Annotated in this window: 21 protein-coding genes and 1 other annotated feature; of the genes, 9 read left to right on the plus strand and 12 right to left on the minus strand. The window is 54.1% G+C overall.

Translation table 11 applies throughout. From position 1 onward, the window contains the following. Window positions 1–123 precede the first annotated feature (123 nt). On the plus strand, window positions 124–1,791 hold the full coding sequence (araB, locus tag BBD38_RS09525; protein WP_066687426.1) for a ribulokinase: 1,668 nt from the start codon (window positions 124–126) through the stop codon (window positions 1,789–1,791). Then, complete coding sequence (locus tag BBD38_RS09530; RefSeq protein WP_066687428.1) at window positions 1,781–2,470, plus strand: L-ribulose-5-phosphate 4-epimerase; 690 nt, start codon at window positions 1,781–1,783, stop codon at window positions 2,468–2,470. The genes araB and BBD38_RS09530 overlap by 11 nt, the downstream gene beginning before the upstream one ends. 76 nt (window positions 2,471–2,546) lie before the next feature. Here BBD38_RS09530 and BBD38_RS09535 read toward each other — a convergent pair whose 3' ends face one another. From BBD38_RS09535 to BBD38_RS09570, 8 genes are all read right to left on the minus strand, one after another. Continuing rightward, window positions 2,547–3,152: a CpXC domain-containing protein gene (locus BBD38_RS09535; protein WP_066687430.1), complete on the minus strand. Its 606-nt coding sequence runs from the start codon at window positions 3,150–3,152 to the stop codon at window positions 2,547–2,549. 26 nt (window positions 3,153–3,178) lie between these two features. After that, the gene (locus BBD38_RS09540; protein WP_082989589.1) at window positions 3,179–3,661 is read right to left on the minus strand and encodes a prolyl-tRNA synthetase associated domain-containing protein; all 483 of its coding nucleotides are present in this window, start codon (window positions 3,659–3,661) and stop codon (window positions 3,179–3,181) included. An 82-nt stretch (window positions 3,662–3,743) separates the two neighbouring features. Further along, window positions 3,744–4,415 carry an ABC transporter ATP-binding protein gene (locus BBD38_RS09545; protein ID WP_066687436.1) on the minus strand — a complete coding sequence of 224 codons (672 nt, stop codon included), beginning with the start codon at window positions 4,413–4,415 and terminating at the stop codon, window positions 3,744–3,746. Window positions 4,416–4,419: 4 nt separating this feature from the next. Continuing rightward, a complete protein-coding gene (locus BBD38_RS09550; RefSeq protein ID WP_066687441.1) occupies window positions 4,420–5,043 on the minus strand; it encodes a hypothetical protein in 624 nt (207 codons plus the stop codon). A gap of 30 nt (window positions 5,044–5,073) precedes the next feature. Beyond that, complete coding sequence (locus BBD38_RS09555) at window positions 5,074–6,279, minus strand: ABC transporter permease (RefSeq protein WP_066687444.1); 1,206 nt, start codon at window positions 6,277–6,279, stop codon at window positions 5,074–5,076. A 2-nt stretch (window positions 6,280–6,281) separates the two neighbouring features. Further along, entirely contained in the window at window positions 6,282–7,679 is a 1,398-nt protein-coding gene (locus BBD38_RS09560) for an efflux RND transporter periplasmic adaptor subunit (protein WP_066687447.1), read from the minus strand. Between the two features lie 152 nt (window positions 7,680–7,831). After that, window positions 7,832–8,995 (minus strand): sensor histidine kinase, encoded by a 1,164-nt coding sequence (locus BBD38_RS09565; protein WP_066687622.1) that lies wholly within the window; start codon window positions 8,993–8,995, stop codon window positions 7,832–7,834. A 17-nt stretch (window positions 8,996–9,012) separates the two neighbouring features. Further along, a complete protein-coding gene (locus BBD38_RS09570; RefSeq protein WP_066687450.1) occupies window positions 9,013–9,726 on the minus strand; it encodes a response regulator transcription factor in 714 nt (237 codons plus the stop codon). A gap of 167 nt (window positions 9,727–9,893) precedes the next feature. Then, window positions 9,894–10,141 (plus strand) — a binding site (T-box leader). Between the two features lie 65 nt (window positions 10,142–10,206). Between BBD38_RS09570 and trpE the strand changes: the two genes are divergently transcribed. From trpE to trpA, 6 genes are read left to right on the plus strand one after another with little or no spacing between them, the layout of a single operon-like run. Then, window positions 10,207–11,673 carry an anthranilate synthase component I gene (trpE, locus tag BBD38_RS09575; protein WP_066687624.1) on the plus strand — a complete coding sequence of 489 codons (1,467 nt, stop codon included), beginning with the start codon at window positions 10,207–10,209 and terminating at the stop codon, window positions 11,671–11,673. Next, window positions 11,670–13,328 (plus strand): bifunctional anthranilate synthase component II/anthranilate phosphoribosyltransferase, encoded by a 1,659-nt coding sequence (locus tag BBD38_RS09580; RefSeq protein ID WP_066687451.1) that lies wholly within the window; start codon window positions 11,670–11,672, stop codon window positions 13,326–13,328. The genes trpE and BBD38_RS09580 overlap by 4 nt, the downstream gene beginning before the upstream one ends. Beyond that, a complete protein-coding gene (gene trpC, locus BBD38_RS09585; RefSeq protein ID WP_066687452.1) occupies window positions 13,325–14,104 on the plus strand; it encodes an indole-3-glycerol phosphate synthase TrpC in 780 nt (259 codons plus the stop codon). Before BBD38_RS09580 ends, trpC begins: the two co-directional genes overlap by 4 nt. Further along, a complete protein-coding gene (locus BBD38_RS09590) occupies window positions 14,101–14,712 on the plus strand; it encodes a phosphoribosylanthranilate isomerase (RefSeq protein ID WP_066687453.1) in 612 nt (203 codons plus the stop codon). Before trpC ends, BBD38_RS09590 begins: the two co-directional genes overlap by 4 nt. Continuing rightward, window positions 14,709–15,896: a tryptophan synthase subunit beta gene (trpB, locus tag BBD38_RS09595; RefSeq protein ID WP_066687454.1), complete on the plus strand. Its 1,188-nt coding sequence runs from the start codon at window positions 14,709–14,711 to the stop codon at window positions 15,894–15,896. The genes BBD38_RS09590 and trpB overlap by 4 nt, the downstream gene beginning before the upstream one ends. Continuing rightward, on the plus strand, window positions 15,889–16,665 hold the full coding sequence (gene trpA, locus BBD38_RS09600) for a tryptophan synthase subunit alpha (protein ID WP_066687455.1): 777 nt from the start codon (window positions 15,889–15,891) through the stop codon (window positions 16,663–16,665). The genes trpB and trpA overlap by 8 nt, the downstream gene beginning before the upstream one ends. 23 nt (window positions 16,666–16,688) lie before the next feature. On the opposite strand, the gene BBD38_RS09605 is transcribed toward trpA, so the two are convergent. The 4 genes from BBD38_RS09605 to BBD38_RS09620 all read right to left on the minus strand — a co-directional run bounded on the left by BBD38_RS09605 (window position 16,689) and on the right by BBD38_RS09620 (window position 20,113). Continuing rightward, window positions 16,689–17,405 (minus strand): ABC transporter permease, encoded by a 717-nt coding sequence (locus BBD38_RS09605; protein ID WP_066687457.1) that lies wholly within the window; start codon window positions 17,403–17,405, stop codon window positions 16,689–16,691. After that, window positions 17,402–18,214 carry an ABC transporter ATP-binding protein gene (locus BBD38_RS09610; RefSeq protein ID WP_066687459.1) on the minus strand — a complete coding sequence of 271 codons (813 nt, stop codon included), beginning with the start codon at window positions 18,212–18,214 and terminating at the stop codon, window positions 17,402–17,404. The genes BBD38_RS09605 and BBD38_RS09610 overlap by 4 nt, the downstream gene beginning before the upstream one ends. Next, window positions 18,211–19,011, minus strand: coding sequence for a MerR family transcriptional regulator (locus tag BBD38_RS09615; protein WP_066687461.1), 801 nt, complete (start codon window positions 19,009–19,011; stop codon window positions 18,211–18,213). Before BBD38_RS09615 ends, BBD38_RS09610 begins: the two co-directional genes overlap by 4 nt. A 142-nt stretch (window positions 19,012–19,153) precedes the next feature. Beyond that, window positions 19,154–20,113, minus strand: a complete 960-nt coding sequence (locus tag BBD38_RS09620) for a polysaccharide deacetylase family protein (protein ID WP_082989591.1) — start codon at window positions 20,111–20,113, stop codon at window positions 19,154–19,156. A gap of 452 nt (window positions 20,114–20,565) precedes the next feature. Here BBD38_RS09620 and BBD38_RS09625 point away from each other — a divergent pair, with 452 nt between their 5' ends. Then, the gene (locus tag BBD38_RS09625) at window positions 20,566–21,810 is read left to right on the plus strand and encodes an ROK family transcriptional regulator (RefSeq protein WP_172807813.1); all 1,245 of its coding nucleotides are present in this window, start codon (window positions 20,566–20,568) and stop codon (window positions 21,808–21,810) included. Window positions 21,811–21,971: the final 161 nt, after the last annotated feature.

Raw genomic sequence — 21,971 nt, forward strand, 5'->3', positions numbered from 1 at the left:
GAAGCGCGTAAAAATAAATCATGTTTTTACCATAAGAATAAAAAAATCCAGTGGCGAAATCATCGGTTTGGGATTAAAATAGTAGAAAAGGGAAGTGACAGCTTCCATCCGGGAGGGAATGACATGGGAAAATACTCAATTGGAATTGATTATGGAACGTTATCGGGCCGGGCAGTGCTTGTGGATGTTGCCACGGGCGAGGAAATTGCTTCGAGCGAGATGGCGTATCCGCATGCCGTGATGGACGAAACGCTGCCGTCCGGCAAAAAGCTGGGGGTGGATTGGGCGCTCCAGCATCCGCAGGACTATTTGGACGCACTGTATTATGTGATACCGGACGTGCTCAAAAAGGGCGGCGTGGATGCGGCGGATGTGATCGGCGTGGGCGTTGATTTTACGTCGTGCACGGTATTGCCGGTGAAGCGGGATGGAACACCGCTTTGTTTTTTGCCGGAATATGAGGACGAACCAAACGCTTATGTGAAGCTGTGGAAGCACCATGCGGCGCAGGATAAGGCGAACGTGATTACGGAAACCGCGGAAAAACGCGGAGAGAAGTGGCTGGCCCGGTACGGCGGGAAAATTTCGTCGGAATGGGTGTTCGCGAAAATTTGGCAGATATTGGATGAAAGCCCGGAGGTCTATGCGGCGATGGACCGCTTTATCGAGGCGGCGGACTGGCTTGTGTGGCAGTTGACCGGGAAGGAAACGCGCAACTCCTGCACGGCCGGATATAAGGCGCTGTGGCATAAGCAGGAGGGATATCCTTCCAGGGAATACTTTGCGGCGCTTGATCCGCGGCTTGAGAATGTTGTGGAGGAAAAGCTGGGGACGGAGATTTCCCCGCTTGGAAGCCGCGCGGGCGGGATTACGCCCGAAATTGCCGAAAAGACGGGGCTGATCGCCGGGACGGCGGTTGCCGTCGGCAATGTGGATGCGCATGTATGCGTACCCGCGGTCAAGATCAGCGGGGCGGGCAAAATGCTCGCCATCATGGGAACGTCTACCTGTCACATGCTGCTTTCCGAGAAGGAACGGGCGGTACCCGGCGTGTGCGGGTATGTGGAGGATGGAATCCTTCCGGGATTTTATGGATATGAAGCGGGACAGTCGTGCGTGGGCGACCATTTTGCATGGTTTGTTGAAAACTGCGTGCCTGCAAGCTATATGGAGGCGGCGGAAAAAGAGGGCCTCCCGATCCAGGTTTACCTGCAAAAGCTGGCGGGACGGCAAAAGGCGGGAGAAAGCGGGCTGCTGGCGCTTGACTGGTGGAACGGGAACCGTTCGATCCTGGTGGATGTGGACCTTACGGGCCTGATGCTTGGCATGACGCTCCAGACAAAGCCCGAGGAAATGTATCGTGCGCTTGTGGAAGCGACGGCATTCGGGACACGCACGATTATTGAAAACTTTGAAAAACACGGCGTACCCGTCGATGAGTTTTATGCCGCGGGCGGCATCGCGGAAAAGAGCCCGTTTATGATGCAGATTTATTCGGATATTATTAAAAAGCCGATTCGGATTTCGGGCAGCAAGCAGGGACCGGCGCTCGGCGCGGCAATTTTTGGCGCGGTTGCGGCGGGAAGCGCCGCCGGCGGATACGACAGCGTATTTGAAGCGGCGGAAAAAATGGGCAAGCTGAAGGACGTGGTTTACACGCCAAACGAGGAGGAAGCGAAAACATACGATGCGCTTTACGCGGAATATGAAAAGCTCCACAATTATTTCGGCAGGGGCGGGAACGACGTTATGAAAACATTGAAAAGGATAAAAAAAGCGCATGAAAGATGATCTGAAACGCAGGGTTTACGAGGCGAATATGCTGCTCCCGAAATATGGATTGATTACGTTTACATGGGGCAATGTATCCGAGCGGGAAGGGGACGTGATCGCGATCAAGCCGTCCGGCGTGGAATATGACGCGCTCCGCCCGGAAGATATTGTGCTCGTGGATATGGACGGCGGCATCGTGGAGGGCGATTTAAACCCGTCCTCCGATCTCGATACCCACCTTGAGCTATACCGTAATTTCGAGGGCGTCATGGGTGTCACCCACACGCATTCGCAGTGGGCGACCTCGTGGGCGCAGGCGGGAATGGATATCCCCGCAGCCGGGACGACGCACGCGGATTATATTTACGGCGACGTGCCGTGCACGCGGAGCCTTACGCCGGGCGAAATACGCGAGGCGTATGAGCTTAACACAGGCAAGGTGATTGTTGAAACCTTCCGGGAGCTCGACCCGCTGGCCGTGCCGTGCGTCCTTGTGAGCAACCACGGGCCGTTTACATGGGGAAAGAATGCGGTGGAATCCGTGCACAACGCAGTGGTTCTGGAACAGGTTGCCAAGATGGCGTTTGTGGGGCGGGAACTCCAGGGCGGCGGCCCCAAGCGCATGCCGCAGAGCCTGCTTGACAAGCATTACCTCCGGAAGCACGGGAAAAACGCCTATTACGGACAAAAGAAATAAAAAAGCCGCCCGTCGCAGGCAGCTTTCACGATCGGGCTATGTTTTGAAGGGGCCGCCCATGAGGGGCGGCCTTTTTTCAACTTTCAAGCAGGCGGAAATGATCCAGCACCCACTGGCTGTCCACCGTTTCAAAGTCGCCGGATTCGTCAAAATGCGGGGAGGTAAGCTCCGCGCACATTTGGTCGTATAACCCGGACGGCGTTTTGAGGACAAAATCGTTTCCATCCTTTGCCAACGCAAAAAAGCTCAGCGCTTCTTCATCCGCGTCCGCGAGCAGCAGCACATCCGGGTCTTTCACGTCGAACCGTTCCGGATTCTGCTGGATTGTGAGGATTTTCAGAAGTTCGATGGCCCGGTCGTCGAGGCCGCGCTCGAAAATCAGGGTTTTTTCCCGGAAGCTGTGGGCGGAATACACGTCGCGCAGGGAATAACCGGACAGCGGCACGGGCGCACCGGCGGGAAGATCGGAAAGGTCGAACCCGCGCGGGATAAAACGGATGATAACGCGCCTTGCGGGATTATGATAGACGCATGGATAGGGCAGCATCAGCTCTGCCCCGCACGAAGGGCATGTGGCCCGGAATGCCGTCAGGTCGAGTATTTTTTCCGGATATTCCATCAGGGGGAATGTTTCAAATTCAAATTCCGCCCCGCATTTTGGACAATCGATGGTTTCTTTCATAAGGGTTCCTTTCCGTCAAAGCAAGGTTAAAGGCTGCAATATGTGATAGGGTTGCCGTGGTCTTCGATCAATTTTTTAAGATCGGCAAAATTGAGGAATATGGTCGCCGTGTTTTCGCACGGATGCACGCCGAGCGATGGTTCGCTGGCAAGGTCGCTATCGATTACGACCTCAACCTCCGCGTTTTTGTCGTTTAATATGCCAAGCGGCGTAACCGCGCCGGGCGTAAGGCCCAAATATTTTTGCAGGCGCTCTTCGGAGGCAAAGCTCATACGGGAACCGAGAAGCGCGCCCAGCTGTTTCAAATCCACGGTTTTATCTTTCTGCACGCACACAAGGAAATGGCGCTTGCCGCTTCCGTTCCGGAGAAACAGGTTTTTACAGACGTTTCCGTATTGGCAAACGCCTGCGGCCTCCATGTCTTCGATGGTAAATACCGGGGCATGGTCGATTCGTTTGTAGGAGATACCCTTTTGATCGAGAAGGGCGTATACGTCTGATTTTGTCATCATAAATTTCCTTTTCAATTTGCTGTTTAAAATATATCATATTTTTTGCAAAAGAAAAAGGCGCCGGAGCGCCTTTTGTTTGTCATTCTTCAAGCCGTCCGTCGCTGATCGTGAGGATGCGCCTGCTTGACTGCGCGACGTTTACGTCGTGGCTGATCATGATGATTGTGTTGCCTGTATCGTTGAGCTTTTGGAAAAGCTTTAATATTTCTTTTCCGGTCGCCGAATCGAGCGCGCCTGTGGGCTCGTCTGCCAGTAACAGGGCGGGCTTTGTCACCAGCGCCCGCGCAATGGCCACGCGCTGCTGCTGGCCGCCCGAAAGCTCGTTCGGGCGGTGTGTGATCCTGTCCCAAAGGCCCACGAGGCGTATGCTTTCTTCCGCCTCGCAGATGGCCTCGCTGCGCGACAGACCGCGCAGCAAAAGCGGCATGATCACGTTTTGCAGCGCCGTATACTGCGGGATCAGGTGGTATTTCTGAAAGATGAACCCGATCTTCCGGTTGCGCAGCAGGGTCAGCTCGTTATCGCCGTATTCCTGGACCGCTTCGCCGTCGAGCTCGTATGTGCCCGAGTCGAGCGTATCCATACAGCCGATGATGTTCATGAGCGTCGATTTCCCGGAGCCGGAGGGGCCGAGGATGGTGAGGTATTCGCCTTTTTCTACGCCGAAGCTCACGTCTTTCAGGACATGCAGGCGTTCCTGTCCCATGGCATAGGATTTATTGACCTTTTCAAGGGTGAGGAAACGTTCCATCAGCCTATTCCATCACGAGGATCGAACTGATCGAGCCGTCCTGCCCAAAAGAGACCATCAGCACATTGCCTTCCTTCAGGTCGGAGGGCTTGAGCTCGTTGCCGAAAAAATCGGTGATCGGAAGCCCGGTGGGGATGGTAAGGTCTTTGCTCTCGCCCGTATATTCAAGCTCCATCTTGGGCGCATCTCCCGATCCGGATGGCGTAATGATATTCGCCTGTCCGTCCTCGCCTTCTACGGCGATGACCTGTGATTTGGATTTTTGACCTTCGGAATCGCCGTCGGCCTCATCTGCGCCCGATGCAGCCGATTCGCTTCGGGTAATGCTGATGCCTTCGCCGCCCTTACCCGTGAACGAATAGGCGCCGTCTTCGCCTACCGCGCCCGCGAGGCCCCCCTCGGGCGTTTTCGCAAGGTCGAGCGAGACCTCGTTCCCTACAAGGGATTTCACCTTGCCGAACAGTGCTTCGCCGTCTTCGGCATCTCCGTTCGCGTCAGGCGCGCCTTCACCGGAAGTCGTGTCCTGGGATTGAGAGGGGACTGCCTCCGCCGGCTCCGCCGGGGCGGCGCAAGCCGCGAGCGAGAAGAGCAGCAGCGCTGCGAGTATGACCATGATTGTTTTTTTCATTTGTTTTGTTTCCTTTCTTTTTTGTGTTGTTTATTCATAATTAAGCGCGTCGATGGGTTTGAGCCTTGACGCCTTATATGCCGGGTAAAAGCCGAACAGCGTGCCCGTCGCCACCGCAAACAGCAGGGCGATGACCTGGCCGTCCACTGTCGGCAGGACGGGGATGTCGGTGTAATCCATCAGCGGCATGCACGCGTACGAGAGCGCCACGCCCACGATCCCGCCGAACAGGCTGATAATCACGGATTCGAGCAGGAACTGCGTCATGATGTCGCGCTTCGAGCTGCCGAGCGCCTTCAGGATGCCGATCTCCCGCGTGCGTTCCTTGACGGATACGAACAGCACGTTCATGATCCCGATGCCGCCCACAATGAACACGATGGCAGCTACGGAAATAAGCAGGAGGTTCATGGTGCGGGCAGATTCCATCGCCGCGTCGATACGGCTGCCCGCGTCCTCCAGCATGTAGATGCTGCCGTCCTCGAGGATATAATCGAGCGTGCCCTGCATCTGCTTCATGGCGGCGGCGACATGGTTCACGCTGTCCGCCATGGCGACGACCTGCGGGATGGTGTAAGGGTCGGCAAGGAAGCGCTCCGCGGTCGTGAAGGGAATGAAGATCGTATCGTCGGGGTTCACCCCCTGCATCCCGTCGCCCTTTCGTTCGAGCACGCCGACGATCTGGTATTGCTGCTCGCCAATCTTGATGGTTTTGCCGATGGCGTCCTCCGGCCCCTTGAAATATTTCTGCGCGAGTCCGTCGCCGATCACGGCGACGCGGTTTTCATATTCCACGTCCTCTTCCGAGATATTGACCCCCTCGGCAGGGAAGAGGTTGCTGATCTGCTCGTAGTTCTGGAGCACCCCCGCGACCTGCATCGAACCCTTCTGCCCGTTCATCACAACGTCCTTAAAATAACTGGAACGCATGGTAATGTCCTTCAAATAGCTGTTTTCATCGAGCATCTGCCGCATGTTGTCGAGGGACAGCTTGGGGATATCGGAAAGCTCCATATCGGTGCTGAATGTCTTGCTGTAGTCGGGGTTCACGTAGATCGTCTCCGCGGAAAGCCCCTGGAACTGCCCGGCGATCTCCGCTTCGCCGCCCTTGCCGATGGCAATCACCATCACGATCGTGACGGCGCCCACGATGATCCCCAGCGAGGTCAGTAGCACCTTGAATTTGTTTTGCATCAAATTGATCCAAACGATGCGCAGGGTTTCGACCAGTCTCATGCCTATCCCTCCACGACGACGATGTCGCCCTCGGAAAGGCCGCCCGTGATCTCGCTTACCTTACCGTCCGAAAAGCCGGTTTGTATTTCCACCTTGCGCAGCGTACCGTCCTCGTTTTGCATCTGGACATATTGCTTGCCGTTTTCTATGGAAATCGCCTTGTTGGAAAGCTGAAGTACGTCTTTTTTCTGCTTGATAATGAACTGGGCATTCGCCGTCATTCCGGAAAGCAGCTCGGCGTCCTCGGGGTCGATGCTCACATGAACGGGATAGGAAACGGGATTGCTGTCCTTGACCGGAACGAGGGACCGACCGATCACTTTGCCCTTGAACGGACGGTCGCCGAATGCGTCGAGCGTAAGATCGACATCCTGTCCCTCCGTGATATTTCCGATATCCGTCTGGGCGACAGGAATTTGCACGAATACGCTGGCCGGATCGCCGATATCGACGACGGATTTATCCGGCGTAGTTTCCTGCCCGGGCGTATAACCCAGCGAAAGCACGACGCCGTCGCGGTCCGCATAAAGATTGGGATCGCTTAAAATGGAGTTTAGCCGATCCAACTTTTTTTGCGCCAGGTCCACGTCGATTTTTGCATTGTTTACTGTGGAGTCAAGATCGCTTTGCGAGGCGGACTCAATTTGTTCGTCGATGCCGCGCGTGCTGCTGCGCTGCTGCTCCTGCTGTTCCTGTGCCGACAGCGCGCCGGAAAGGGCGGCTTGGGCTTCTTCGAGCTGCATTTGCAGCGCCTCTTTCTGCACGGCAAGCTCTTCCCGCTGCTTTTTAAGCGCTTCTAACTTGGAATCGTCCGGCTGCTGGCCGTCCCCCGGAAGGGGAGTGGGCTGCGCTTCAAGCTCTGCGATTTGCCCGTCAAGCTGCACAATTTGTCCGCTTATTTCGTCGATTTGCTGCCTGAGGGAATCGACCGTTTTCTGCGCGCCGCTGGCGGCGCTCTGCGTGCTTTCAAGGGCGGCGTCTGCCTCGGCGTTTGCTTTTTTCTGGTTCAGCCTGCTTACGGTTTTGGCATTCTGCGCCTGATCCAGCGCATTCTTTGCCTTTTCAAGTTCCGCCTGCGCTTCCTCGATTTGTTTTCCCAGCCATTCCGGATCGGCCGCGGCAAGCTTATCGCCCGCTTTCACCTGTGTGCCGTTTTTCACGAAATATTCTTTTAATTGGACGGGCTCCGGGAAGTTCAGCACACCCGCGTCGTAAGAAAGCGAGCCGTTTCCCGTAATACCTGCCGTAATATCGCCGCGCTTTACGGTATATTCGCGCAGGGGAATTTCGGATTCATTCTCTTTTCCCGCATTCGCTACGCCGATATAGCAGGCGACACATACGCATGCGGCGGCAACGATGCCGGCAATTACTTTTTTTGATGGTTTTTTGATTTTCATATATTCCTCCACAACTTATTTTCCATGACCAGCATAGCAGGGAAAGGATTAAGAATCGGTTAAGCCGATGGAAATTTCGGGGCATGGGTCTTTGGCGGCATAACAAAAGCCCCCGTGCATTCGCATGAGGGCTTTGCCTGCATGATCTATGTTCAGTCGTTCCGCAGCGGTGGAATTATGGGCAGGGTTACGGTGAATACTGTTTTTCCGTCTTCGCTCTGCGCAAATACCGTGCCGCCGTGCCGTTCGATGATTTCGGAGGCGATTGCCAGCCCGAGCCCGGCGCCGCCCGCGCTGGAGCGGGATTCGTCGGCGCGGTAGAAGGGCTTGAAAATATGGGGCAGCTTTTCAGGCGGGATGCCGGGCCCGCTGTCGGAAATCGTGATGGTATATTGCTTTCCGTCCGATTGCGCGGCGATCTCGATGCTGCCGCCCTGCGCGTTATACTTTACCGCGTTTTCAACAAGATTGGAGAAAGCGCGCATGAGCATCACGCCGTTCGCCGTCGTTTCGAGCCCGCTTTCATGCAGCGTCACAGCAAGCTCCTTTTCGCGGATGCGGGGCGCGAGCTCCGTAATAATATCGGAAAACATGGCGTCGAAATCCACCGTGTCGTTAAAATCATAATTACGCTGCGCCGTCATGGTGAAGAGATTATCGACCAGCTTGATCATACGGCCCGCCTGCTTTTCCACAACGTGCAGGGTTTTTTCGTATTCCTGTGGAGTTGGGGACGGTTCAAGGCGCAGCACATCAAGGTTGGTTTTGATTGCTGTAAGGGGCGTTTTGAGTTCGTGCGCGGCATCGGAGGAAAAGCGCTTCTGATCGGAAAATGCCTTATCGAGCCGCGTAAGCATCGTATTAAACGAATCTGCAAGGCGCCCGATTTCATCCCGCGCGGGAAAGCCTTCGATACGCTGGGAGAGCTCGTTTTCCGTCATTTCGCCAATTTCCCTGCTCAGTGTGCGCAGCGGCCGCAGCGCGCGCCCAAGCAGGAAATAGGTGAGAATCCCGCCGCCGAGGATGACCGCCGCCATAATCCACAGGCTGGAGGCGTTAAATTCCGTTCTGGCCTGCGTAATCGTCACGGAGGCGGCTTGACGGCCCTCGTATTCGTCCGATTCCGGATGCACTTCCATGGAACCTTTGGCCGTGGAAGACTCCCCGACATCGGGCCCCATCTCGACCGAATAGCCGCCTGGAGCCGCCGTGACATAGGGAATTACAAACGTCATATTGGCGTTAAACATGGCAAGCGCCGTCATAAGGACGCAAACGCCTGCAAGCAGCAAAACGATATACAGCGTGAGACGCATACGAATCGGTATTTTTTTCAAAGCTGGTTCCTCCCCAGTTTGGATGCGATATTCTGGACGGGATTTTTGATACAGTAACCCGCGCCCCGCATGTTTATGATAATCTCGTTTGCGCTGAATTCCGCAAGCTTTTTACGCAGCGCGCTCATGTGTACCTTGATGGCGTTGGAAAACAGACTGTCGTCGCTGCCCCACACATGCTCGATCAGTTCCTCGGGGCTGATGACCTTTCCACGGTTTAAAAGCAGGTATTCAAGGATTGCGTATTCCTTGGGGGTGAGGGAAACGGCCTGGTTATCTTCCGTATAGACGAGATGCGCGCACGTATCGAGGCGGAAACGGTCAAACCGGATGACGGTGTTGTGCTGCGTGAAGCTGCGGCGCAGGAGGCTGCGGATGCGCGCTTCAAGCTCTCCGAAATCAAAGGGCTTCACAAGGTAATCGTTCGCGCCGAGGTCAAGCCCCTCGATGCGCTGTCCGTAATCGCTGCGCGCGGATAAAATCAGCACCTTTTGCTGGAGGTCGTGTTCCCGTATTTTTTGCAGCAGGGTAAGCCCGTCCATGCCCGGCAGGTTCAGGTCGAGCAAAATAAGGTCGTAGTCGTTGACGAACGCCAGCTCAAAGCCCTCGTTCCCGTCGGCTGCGGAATCCGTAATATATCCTTTTTTGGTGAGGCCCGCGCAAAGCGCCTCGCGCAGGTCTTCCTCGTCTTCTATAATCAATAATTTCATCAAGAACATCCTTTCAATTTAAAGATAGCACAAAGTTACCAGATAAACGGTAAAGATTCGGTTAATTTTTCCTGAACAATATAAATTTGTGTGTATGCGGACGGCGCGCGGTTGATAAAAGAGTTGACAGCAGGAAAATGCGGCAATATAATAAAACTAATTTGATAGCAAATCCGCAGAGCGGAAGTAAGTAGCCATGGAAACGATGTTTCAGAGAGCGGGCGGCTGGTGGAAAGCCCGCACATACGCCGGTGGTGAATGGGTCCGTGAGGAGCAGGTGGAATTTTCAGTATACCTCGCCGTGGTTCCCGCGTTAAGGGAAAGGATATAAGCGCCGAAGGCGCCGTATCTGTAATGAGCAGGCTGTGTTTTGGCCTGGAAATTGGGTGGCACCACGAAGCTTTTCGTCCCTTGGAGGATGGGAAGTTTTTTTTATTGCGGAAAAAGTATGGGAAACGTACGGAAGAAAGGGAGAACAAAATGTTGTATCCAGACAAACGTGAAGTGGAAGAATTGCTCGGTGAATATGACGTCGTGCCGGTGTTTTACGAGATTCTTTCGGACAGCTGCACGCCGGTAAATATTTTCAACGCTTTAAAGCAGGGGGAGGAAACCTGCTTTATCCTTGAAAGCGTGGACAATTCCGAGCAATGGGGACGGTATTCGTTCATTGGCGTCCATCCAAAAATGGAACTTAAGATAAAAAACGGAAAGGCCGTGACAATCGAGGACGGACATGTGGCCGTGCGGCTTGTGGACGATCCGGCCGCTTACCTTGCGGAGATTATGTCGAAATATAAATCCCCGTCCTTTCCCAACCGGCCTAAAATGACGGGCGGGCTCGTCGGATATTTCGGCTATGATATGGTGCGCTATATGGAAAAAACGCTTACGAACCCGCCGCAGGACGACCTCGATATGCCGGACTGCCACCTGATGCTGTACGACGAAATTGTGGCGTTCGACCACCTGACGAACAAGGCGGTTATTATCCTGAATATTTATGCGGACGGGGATTTGGACGGACAATACGGGCAATGCGCCCAAAGGGCCAGGGAAATCGCGAAAAAGTTAAGCGCGCCTGCCCCGGCGGGGCAGGGAGGGCATGGCGGCGAGATAGCGGTCTCTTCCAATATGACGCGGGAACAATATGCGCGGAACGTTGAAAAAGCGAAAGAATATATCCGGAACGGGGACATTTTCCAGGTGGTGCTGTCCCAGCGGTTTGAGATCGATAATCCGCCCGATCCGTTCGACGTATACCGCGTACTCCGCGCGAGCAACCCGTCCCCGTATCTTTTTTATTTCAAGCTGCGGGATTACAGCATTGCGGGCGCTTCGCCGGAAATGCTGGTGAATGTTACAGGCGGCATTGTGACCACAAAGCCCCTTGCCGGAACCATCCGCCGGGGAAAAACGGAGGAGGAAGACGCGGAGCTTAAGCAAATCCTGCTTTCCGACCCCAAGGAGCGCGCGGAGCATACGATGCTTGTGGACCTCGGGCGCAACGACGTGGGTCGGGTGAGCAAATTCGGGACGGTGGAGGTCACCAAGTTTATGGAGGTCGAGAAGTATTCCACGGTGATGCACCTGATGAGCGATGTAAAGGGAATCCTGCGCGACGGGCTTTCCGCGGTGGACGCGCTGATGTCCGTACTGCCCGCAGGAACCCTTTCGGGGGCGCCCAAGGTGCGGGCGATGGAAATTATCGACGAACTGGAAAACGAGCGGCGCGGGCTTTATGGAGGCACGGTCGGCTATCTCGGGTTTGACGGGAACATCGATACGTGCATCGCGATCCGCACGGTGCTCTTCCGGAACGGGAAAGCATACGTGCAGGCGGGTGCGGGCATCGTTGCGGATTCCGACCCGGAAAAGGAATTCGCGGAGACGGAAAACAAGGCCCTGGCGGCAGTGAAAGCGGTAAAGGAGGCGGCAGCCTTATGATATTATTGATCGATAATTACGATTCGTTTACCTATAACCTTTATCAGGAAATCGGCGAGCTTTATCCGGATATTTCGGTGGCGCGCAACGACGAAATTACGCTTGGGGAAATTGAAAAGATGGCGCCGGAGGCGATTGTTATTTCACCCGGGCCGGGTTATCCCGGTTCCGCGGGGATTTCCGTGGACGCGGTGAAGGCGTTCAGCGGGCGCATACCGATCCTTGGCGTGTGCCTCGGACACCAGGCGATTGCGGAGGCGTTCGGCGGGAAAATTGTGCGTGCAAAGCAGCTGATGCATGGAAAGGCAAGCAAAATCGACCTCGGGGAGGGAAATCCCCTGTTTTACGGCCTGCCCGGTTCCGTAGAGGCCGCGCGTTACCATTCGCTGATTGCGGACGAGGACACCCTGCCGGATTGCCTTACCGTTACGGCGCGGGATGAAATAGGGCAGATTATGGCTGTGCAGCACAAAGAGCATCCGACATACGGCGTGCAGTTCCACCCGGAATCCATTTTAACGAAAAGCGGGCAGAAGATGCTGGAAAATTTCCTCGACCGGGCGGCGCATATCCCGGTGCGGCACCTTGATTTTGACGAGACCCTGCTGCCGCCGGAACAGCGCAACCTGCTGAAACCATATATTTTCAAGGTGATCGAGGGAACGAACCTTTCGCAGGAAGAGGCGTACGACGCAATGGACTGCATCATGAGCGGCGGCGCGACGGACGCGCAGATCGGTTCGTTTATTACGGCCCTGCGCATGAAGGGAGAAACCATTGACGAAATTACCGGCTTTGCGCGCGTGATGCGCAGCAAGGCGGCGGTGATGCCGCACAGCTCCACCGCCATCGACATCGTGGGCACGGGCGGCGACCTCGCGAACACCTTTAATATTTCCACGACCGCGGCCTTTGTGGTGGCGGGCGCGGGACTTCCCGTAGCCAAGCACGGAAACCGCAGCGTATCGAGCAAGAGCGGCAGCGCGGACGTGCTCGAGGCGCTGGGGGTGAAAATCGATATGACGCCCGCACAGGCGAGCGAATGCCTTGACGCATGCGGGCTTTCGTTCCTGTTTGCGCAAAAATTCCACGGCTCGATGAAGTTTGCCGCGATGCCGCGCAAACAAATTGGCGTCCGGAGCGTATTCAATATTTTAGGACCGCTGGCAAACCCGGCGTTTACGCGCTATATGCTGATCGGCGTATACGACGAGGCGCTGATGGAGCCGATGGCGAAGGTGCTCCAGAACCTTGACGTAAAGGGCGCGATGGTGGTGCACGGAAACGACGGGCTGGATGAGATTACGATTTCGGACACGACAAAAATTTGTGAGATAAAGGGCTCAAAACTGATTAAATATGAACTGGACCCCCGCGATTACGGAATGAAGCTTGCGGACCTTCGCGAGGTGGTGGGCGGAACCGCGGAAGAGAACGCGCAAATTACCCTTGATATCCTAAGCGGAAAGGAACGGGGGGCGAAGAGGGACATCGTTCTCCTGAACGCCGCCTGCGCGCTTGTGATCGCGGGGATTGCGGAGGACATCGGGCAGGGGCTTTCCCTCGCGCGCGCATCCGTCGACACGGGCGCGGCGATGGAGAAACTCGGGGAATTGAAGACGCGGACGTGCGGCTTCGGAAAGGAAACGCCATGATTTTAGACGATATTGTTTCATACAGGAAAAGGCAGCTGGAATATGAAAAAGAGGTTATGGGGGAAAAAGAGGTCATGGACCGCGCGGCGGAGGATGAACGCACGCCTAAGGATTTCCTGGGCGCCCTCCAAAAGAGCGGACTATCGGTCATTGCGGAAGTGAAAAAGGCCTCGCCGTCGAAGGGCGTGATCCGCGAGGATTTTACGCCGGTGGGGATTGCGGAGGAATATGAAAAAGCAGGAGCGGACGCGATTTCCGTTCTTACGGAGGAGCACTATTTCCAGGGAAGCAGCCGGTATTTGCAGGCGATCCGTGAAAAAGTCGACCTGCCGATCCTGCGCAAGGATTTTATTATCGACGCATACCAGATTTACGAATCCCTTGTGATCGGCGCGGATGCCGTTCTTCTCATTGCGGCAATCCTCGACAGCCTTACCATTACGCGGTTTATGCGCATCGCGGACGAGCTTGGACTCCAGTGCCTCGTGGAAGCGCACAACGAAAAGGAGCTTCGTACGGCTCTGGACGCGGGCGCGCGCATCATTGGCGTCAACAACCGGGATTTGCATACGTTTGACGTGGACCTGAAAACCACGGGGCGGCTTGCGGGGCTGGTTCCGGAGGGCTGCGTGATCGTTTCGGAAAGCGGAATCCTGACGAATACGGATATGAGGACAGTCGCCTCCTATGGCGCGGACGCGGTGCTGATCGGGGAAACGCTGATGCGGTCCGGGGACATTGCGGGCAGGATGAAGGAACTGAGGCAGGGCGTATGAAGGTGAAGCTGTGCGGCATGCGCAGGGAAGAGGATATCGGCTATGCGAACCGATACCGGCCGGATTACGTCGGCTTTGTATTTGCGAAAAGCCCCCGGCAGGTGACCGCGGACCGGGCGGCGCGGCTCAGGCGGCTGCTGGCGCCGGAGATCGGGGCGGTGGGAGTATTCGTAAACGAACCGATCCAAAGCCTGAAGGAAATTGCGCAAAGCGTGCCGCTCCAGGTAATCCAGCTTCACGGGGACGAGGATGCGGCGTATGTCAGGGAAGTGAAAATGATGGGGCTGCCCGTATGGAAAGCGGCCAGGGTGCGGACGGAACGTGATATCGGGCGTGCGGAAGCGCTGGGCGCGGATGCATTGCTCCTCGACGCTTTCTCCGCGGACGCATACGGCGGCACAGGAAAAACCGCGGACTGGACGGTGATCGGGCGGGCCCGGCCGGAAATTCCGTTTTTCCTTGCGGGCGGGCTTCATGCGGGAAACGCCGTGGAAGCCGTACGCCGGGTAAGGCCATTTGGCATCGACGTTTCCGGCGGTATCGAAACGGGCGGATTTAAGGACGAAAATAAAATCAAGGAACTGATGGGGGCATTGGAACGGCTATGAACAAAAAAGGGAGATTTGGCACGCACGGAGGACAATACCTGCCCGAGACGCTGATGAACGCAATCATCGAGCTGGAGGAAGCGTATGGGTATTATAAGGACGACCCGGCGTTCCAGTCGGAGTTAAAGGAATTGCTTAAGAATTACGCAGGCCGTCCGTCCCTGCTTTATTATGCGACGCATATGACGGACGACCTCGGCGGCGCAAAGGTTTACCTTAAGCGCGAGGACCTCAACCATACGGGCTCGCACAAGATCAATAATGTGCTGGGGCAGGTGCTGCTCGCCAAAAAGATGGGGAAAACGCGGGTGATCGCGGAGACGGGCGCGGGACAGCATGGTGTGGCGACGGCGACGGTGGCCGCGCTTATGGGCATGGAGTGCGAGGTTTTCATGGGACAGGAAGACACGGAGCGCCAGGCGCTCAATGTTTACCGCATGGAGCTTTTGGGCGCGAAGGTGCATCCTGTGACAAGCGGAACGATGACGCTTAAGGATGCGGTCAACGAGACGCTCCGGGAATGGACGTCGCGCATTGCCGACACGCATTATGTGCTGGGGTCTGTGATGGGGCCGCATCCGTTTCCCACCATTGTGCGGGATTTCCAGAGCGTAATCGGTAAAGAGGTAAAGGAGGAGCTGCTGGAAAAAGAGGGCAGGCTGCCGGACGCCCTTATTGCGTGCGTGGGCGGCGGAAGCAACGCCATGGGCCTGTTTTATGATTTCATCGGCGACAGGAGCGTGCGCCTGGTTGGCTGCGAGGCGGCGGGGCACGGCGTGGATACGGAGCAGAACGCCGCGACCATCGCGAACGGGACCCCGGGTATCTTCCACGGTATGGAATCGTATTTCTGCCAGGACGAGTATGGGCAGATCGCCCCGGTGTATTCCATTTCCGCCGGGCTCGATTATCCGGGGATCGGACCGGAGCATGCATGGCTGCATGATACGGGCCGCGCGGAATACGTGCCCGTAACAGACGGAGAGGCAGTGGAAGCGTTTGAGTACCTGTCCCGCATGGAAGGGATTATTCCCGCAATCGAAAGCGCGCACGCCGTGGCTTATGTAAAAAAAATTGTGCCGGAAATGGGCAGGGACAAAATTGTCGTTGTAAACATCTCGGGCAGGGGAGATAAGGACGTAGCGGCAATCGCACGCTATCGGGGGGTGGATATCCATGACTAAAACAAAAGAAGCTTTTGCCAAAGGAAAAGCGTTTATTCCGTTTATCACGGCAGGCGATCCCAGCCTTGCGGTGACGGAAGAGCTGGCTGTTAAAATGGCGGCGGCGGGCGCGGACCTGATTGAAATCGGGATTCCCTTTTCCGATCCGGTAGCGGAGGGGCCTGTAATCCAGGCGGCGGACGAGCGCTCGCTCGCTGCGGGGACGACGACCGACGGGATTTTCGAAATGGTACGCCGCGTACGCGAAAAAACGAACGTTCCGCTTGCCTTTATGACGTACGTCAATCCGATTTATTCCTATGGGAGCGACAGGTTCGTAAAGCGGTGCGCGGAGCTTTGTGTGGATGCGCTGATTGTACCGGATATGCCGTTTGAGGAAAAGGGAGAGCTTCAGCCTTATTGTACAAAATACGGCGTGGACCTTATTTCGCTGATTGCGCCTACGTCAAAAGAACGCATCCGGATGATCGCGCGGGAAGCGGAAGGCTTTTTGTATTGCGTATCGTCGCTGGGCGTAACGGGAGTGCGTACGGCTATTACAACGGACGTGGGGGAGATGGTTTCACTCGTGCGCGAGGTTTCGGATATTCCCTGTGCCATTGGCTTTGGCATCGCTACGCCGCGGCAGGCGGAGGATATGGCGCGAAAAGCGGACGGGGCAATCGTGGGGAGCGCGATTATGAAGATTATCGCGCAGTATGGAACGGATTGCGTACCGCCTGTGATGGAATATACGGCGGAGATGGTCCGGGCCGTGCACGGAGTATAAGGAAAACCATGCGGCTTGACAGCTTATTCCGACCGCTGTCTTTTCAGTAAAAAGCCGCACAGTATAATTGCAACCGCGAGAATGACCGCCAATGGAAGCAGGTTGCGGGGAATAAAACAGCCGTCCGTCATCAACCGGCACCCCCATGCGGCGGGGAACAGGTTCCCCGCCGCCTCGAGCGCACGGGGAAGAAAAGCGGTGGGAAACATGATTCCCGACAGCATAATCGACGGCAGGAAAATCAGCTGTGAAAGCATCGTGAGCTTGGCCTGGTTTTTTACTGCCAGCCCAAGGACGCACCCCGCGCTGAGCGATACCGCAATAAAAATTGCAAGTGCGCCGAAATAAAGCGGCGGATTTTCCGGAAGCGCCGCGCCAAAGGCAAGGGGAGCGGCGGTATATATGATTGCACTCATGAGAAACAGGTGAGTAAACGCCGATAAAAAAAGTGTGGCCACGCCAAAATAAAGGGGAACTCCGTTGGCCTTGTATACGTTTTTAATATCGCTGCCGTAGATTTCCGCAAGGGAAGGCGGCAGGCCGATGAGCGCGCCCATCGATACGCCCATTACGGTCATGGACTGTATGAGCGTATATTTTGCCTCGGGATTTACGGATGTAAATATCCCGCCCATTATGGCAAAAAATAACAGGGGGACTGCGTAACATGTAATCAGCAGCGTTTTGCTGCGGATATCCAGCCTCCATTGCAGCGCGATTCCATAGATAAACACGCTCATGCGCCGCACCTCCCCGCCATATCGATAAAATGCTGTTCCAGTGTTCCGCGGTCTATTTTAATATCCAGTACGGCGATTTTCCGCTGGCGGTAACGCTCGAGCAAAGCCAGCATGGTATCCGCAAGGTTATCGGTCTCAAAACTTTCGCCGCCTTGTGCGGTCTTGATGTGGATGACGCAGCGCCTCCCGACTTTTGCGGTTAATTCATCGGGAGTACCCAGGAATATAAGTTCCCCGCCGCTTAAAATTGCGATGCGGTCGCACAGGCTTTCGACTTCCGCCATATCGTGACTGGCCAGGAGGATGGTTTTTCCCTGCGCTTTCAGCCCGCGGATATGGTCGTGAAGCGATATCCTTCCGTTTACGTCGAGACCGGCGGTCGGCTCGTCAAGAATCACGATATCCGGCTCCCCAATCAGGGCAAGGGCAAGGTGCAAGCGCCTTTTTTGCCCGGTGGACAGTCCTGCATACTGTTTCTTTGCAAGCGTGTCGATTCCAAGCGCAGCAAGCATGGAACCGTCTGCTTTTGCCCGGTTCCATTTTGCAAACAGCCGCACGGCTTCCATTGCCCTGATATGGGCCGGGAGGGACGCGGATTGCAGCTGGATGCCCACCTTTCCGGTCACTGTGACGCTGCCGTCATATTTCCTCAGTCCTTCGATGCATTCGAGGGCTGTTGTTTTGCCTGCGCCGTTTATACCAAGCAATGCAAAGATTTCACCTTCGATCACATTGAAATCCAACCCCTTCAGTACGGGATGGTTTCCATAGTTCTTTTTCAGGCCGTCAACCTGTATGGCATCGTTCATTTATGCCCCTCCTCAAACGGGTTTGTTCCCAGCTTTGCGAAATAAGCGCCCAGTGCCGGCTCGATAAAGGCGTTGGCCAGCGGCTGCTTTTGCTTCCATTCGCTGTTCGGGTCTTCTACGTTTGCGGCTTCCATCAGTTTAAAGACCATGCCCATATCCCCGCCCGTAAATTCCATTACCATATTCCAATATGCTCTGGCAAAATCCAGCCCCTTTTCGCTGTCGGGCGGCACACCGGCTTCCTGCAGCCGGATCGCCTCCTCGGTCAGGCGGCTGATTGCCTCCATCATTGCGGGGCCGCTGTCCCTGTCGAAGCGGCTGCGAAAATAATCCAGCGTCTCCCCGTCGATATGCTTGATAAACCAGTAAAGTTCATTCTTCATTTGCAGGTTTATGATGATATCAGCATATTTCCCGAAGTCCACCGACTGCATTTGAAGCACCTCCGCTTTCAGTGCTTCGACTGCGCTCAATGCTCCGGACAGGCTTTCTATCTTTTCACGCATGGCGGCGGCCTGCTCCGAAAGCACATTGGCAACATCGGCGGGAGTGCTGAGGGAGGGCAGGCGGGTTTTGATATCGTCCAGGGAAAACCCCAGGGATTTCATTGATAATATTTGATGAAGCCGGATCACGTCCTTATCCGTATAGAGCCTGCGGCCGCCCGCGCTTTCCGCCGAGGGAGAAAGCAGCCCTTTTTTATCATAATACTGCAGGGTACGGACGGTAACGCCCATTTTTTTTGCGACGTCGCCGATGGACATGTACCCTTCCGGCATCGATTGGTATTTTTCCATATAATTGTCTCCTGCTTCCATTATAATTCATGACGCAACGTCACAAGCAAGGGATTTTAAAAATATATTCGCCGACAGGGGAAAACGCAAAACGGCGCAGTTGCGCTGCGCCGTAACGGGTAAATATCTCCCTGCACTTTTTTTATTGCAGCGGCAGGATTTCATAACCCTGGCCGCGCAGGTTATCGATCAAATCGGAAAGGATTGCCGTGTTGTCCGTGGAAACTGCGTGAAGCAGCACAAGTTCGCCGGGATGGATATTTTCCGTGACCTTCGCATAAGCCGCTTCAGGGCCCATCTGGTCGTCCGGCTCATAATCATAATAAGCAAAGCTCCAGAATGCGCTTTTATAGCCGAGGGCTTGCGTGAGCGCGAGCGTCTGCTCGGAATATTCGCCCATAGGCGGGCGGAAGACCGTCATTTCAACGCCATAGGTATCACGCATGTAGGCATGGAGCTTTACGATTTCATCCCGCGCTTCTTCAAGCGAAAGGCCGGGCATGGAAAGATGGCGCACGCTGTGGTTGCCCAGCACATGGCCTTCGGCAATCATGCGCTCTACAAGCGCGGGGTTATCACGCACATAGGAATAGGTGACAAAGAAGGTCGCCTTCTGGTTCTTTTCCTTGAGAACGTCGAGAATTGCGTTTGTATTACCGTTTTCGTAGCCCTCGTCAAACGTCAGGTAAAATTTCTGTTCTTCGGGCATGATGAACAGGGCGTCGTATTTTCCGTACCGTTCCTGTGCGGAGAGCGCACCGGTAGGACGGTTCAGGTCGTCCTTCTCGAGGCCCTGCCCCCAGCCGTCCTTTGTGCCGTCGAGTGCGGAAATTGCTTCGTAGTCGATGGGAAGCTCTTCAATCGGCGTTTTTGTCGGCGCGGGAGTGGGCGACGGCGTCGGTGAGGGAGACGGTGTGGGCGACGGGGAAGGAGACGGAGTGGGGCTTGGAGATGGCGAGGGAGACGGCGATGCCGCAGCCTCTGTTCTGGCCGGAGACGGAGTGGGCGCGAGGGATTCCTCTGCCGCCGGGGCCTGCGCACAGCCTGTGAAGATAATAATGCCTAAAAGAAGGCACGATATTGCGAAAAGAAAATGCTTCATAATAAGCTCCTGTCGGTGTAATTTCATCACCAGTATATCATAAGGAAAGGGCCGACCCAAGAAAATTGGAAAGAGTTCACAGAAATGATGCAAACAGGAATGGTAAAAATCAATATAATTTCTTAATGAAAATATATTGTGTTTAATCGTAAATATTGGAATATAAAGGAAAACAAAGGATTATATCTGGAAATAAAAAATATATTTTCATAATAAAAATAATTATTGACAATCCGGTGAAAGCATATTATTATTAAATTAGAATTCAATATTCATAAAAACCTGTACATTATTGACCACTCGTTTTGGGTGGTCTTTTTTTATTTTAAACCACTTTTTTGTTTTCCTATACAAAATTTCATGGCTGGTCAATAATGTACTCTTTTTTAATCAAGGACAATAATTGAATAAAGCAAAGGGGTAACAGATTACTGAAATAGAGGATGGATCATATGCTGAACATTAGTAATCCAGAATTATCCGAAAAGGATAGAAACCAACTGCAAATACTGAACGAATTGATTTCGGGAGATAAGGTTTCAGCTTCTGACATCGTTGCTAAAATAGGAATCAGTGCAGCGACAATAAGCAGGGTTTTTCGGAATTTGAAGGAAAAAGAGCTTATTAAATATCTGGGGAAAGAGAAAACGGAAAAAGGAAGAAGCCCGGAATTATTCAGTATCAATGATAAATACGGATATATGGTCCATTATTATATGACGGCAAACGATATTCACGGCTATCTGATTGACATAACGGGTCATATGGAGGGGAAAATACATATCGGTTACAACCCGCGGGGGACGCTGGAGGAACTGCTGGAGATTATTGACAGGATCAAAAACGAACTGACAAGCACAAATGGGCAGAGGACGGGGAAGCTTTTAGCTGCTGGATTCTCGGTTCCCGGCGTTGTCAACCAGAAGTCCAGAATGGTGCATAAGATACCGGATGTATATTTATTAAGCGACACGAGGTTTTTTGATTATGCGGAAAGAGTCCTGGGAGTCCCGGTTATTGTTAATAACGTATCATGGCTGGCTACGGTAGGTGAGAAAACATCGGTTTATCCCTTTGTTGAAGACCTTGCCTATATCACGATTACGGAGTCGACCGGCATAGGAATGGGAATCGTGATTGGCAATAAGCTGGTAAAAGGCGGCAGAAACTATGCCGGTGAGGTTGGGCAGACCTATTTTGACAGCAGGCGTACCTTTGAAGACTACCTGAATGGAAAAGGCCAGCTTGAGTCGGAAGCAAGTTTGCAGACCTTATATCATAGAATAGAGGAAAAGATACGCGGCGGCGGTTGCCGGACGCTTGGAAAAATAATGGAAGAAGACGAAAACGGACTTTTGTCACTCGAGGTGCTGGAACGGGCCGCCTTGTCCGGCGACGAAGACGTTCTGGAAATTATGGGACAGACGCTCAAGGCATGGGCTGCGATCCTGATTAATATAGACCTGATGATAAATCCCGAATTGATTGTTATTGGGGGCAGAATCTCGACGAAAAACCAATATATTCTGGAAGCGCTCAACGATATGTTCTCACGGCTGGGGATGTTTAAGCCGGACATCCGGCTGAGTATTCATGGCGAAAACGCCCAGCTCCTTGGCGGCATACAGGCATTAAAGGAATATTCTTTTAATCATATTATCGCAAAGGAAGTAATAGGCCAGGCAAACAGGTTATAAGGGGAAGGAGGGATCAAAAGTTTTTTTGTTCATCATAATTTTCACCTGATATTGTACCGAATCTTATCTCACTCTATTTAATTTGCACAAATGAAAACTTGAAGATCAGAAGGCTCTCTTAAAGGGTTTATTTATTGATGCCTTCTATAAGAAAAGTATTG

Origin of the sequence: Christensenella intestinihominis (genome assembly GCF_001678845.1) — a bacterium.
GTDB lineage: Bacteria > Bacillota > Clostridia > Christensenellales > Christensenellaceae > Christensenella > Christensenella intestinihominis.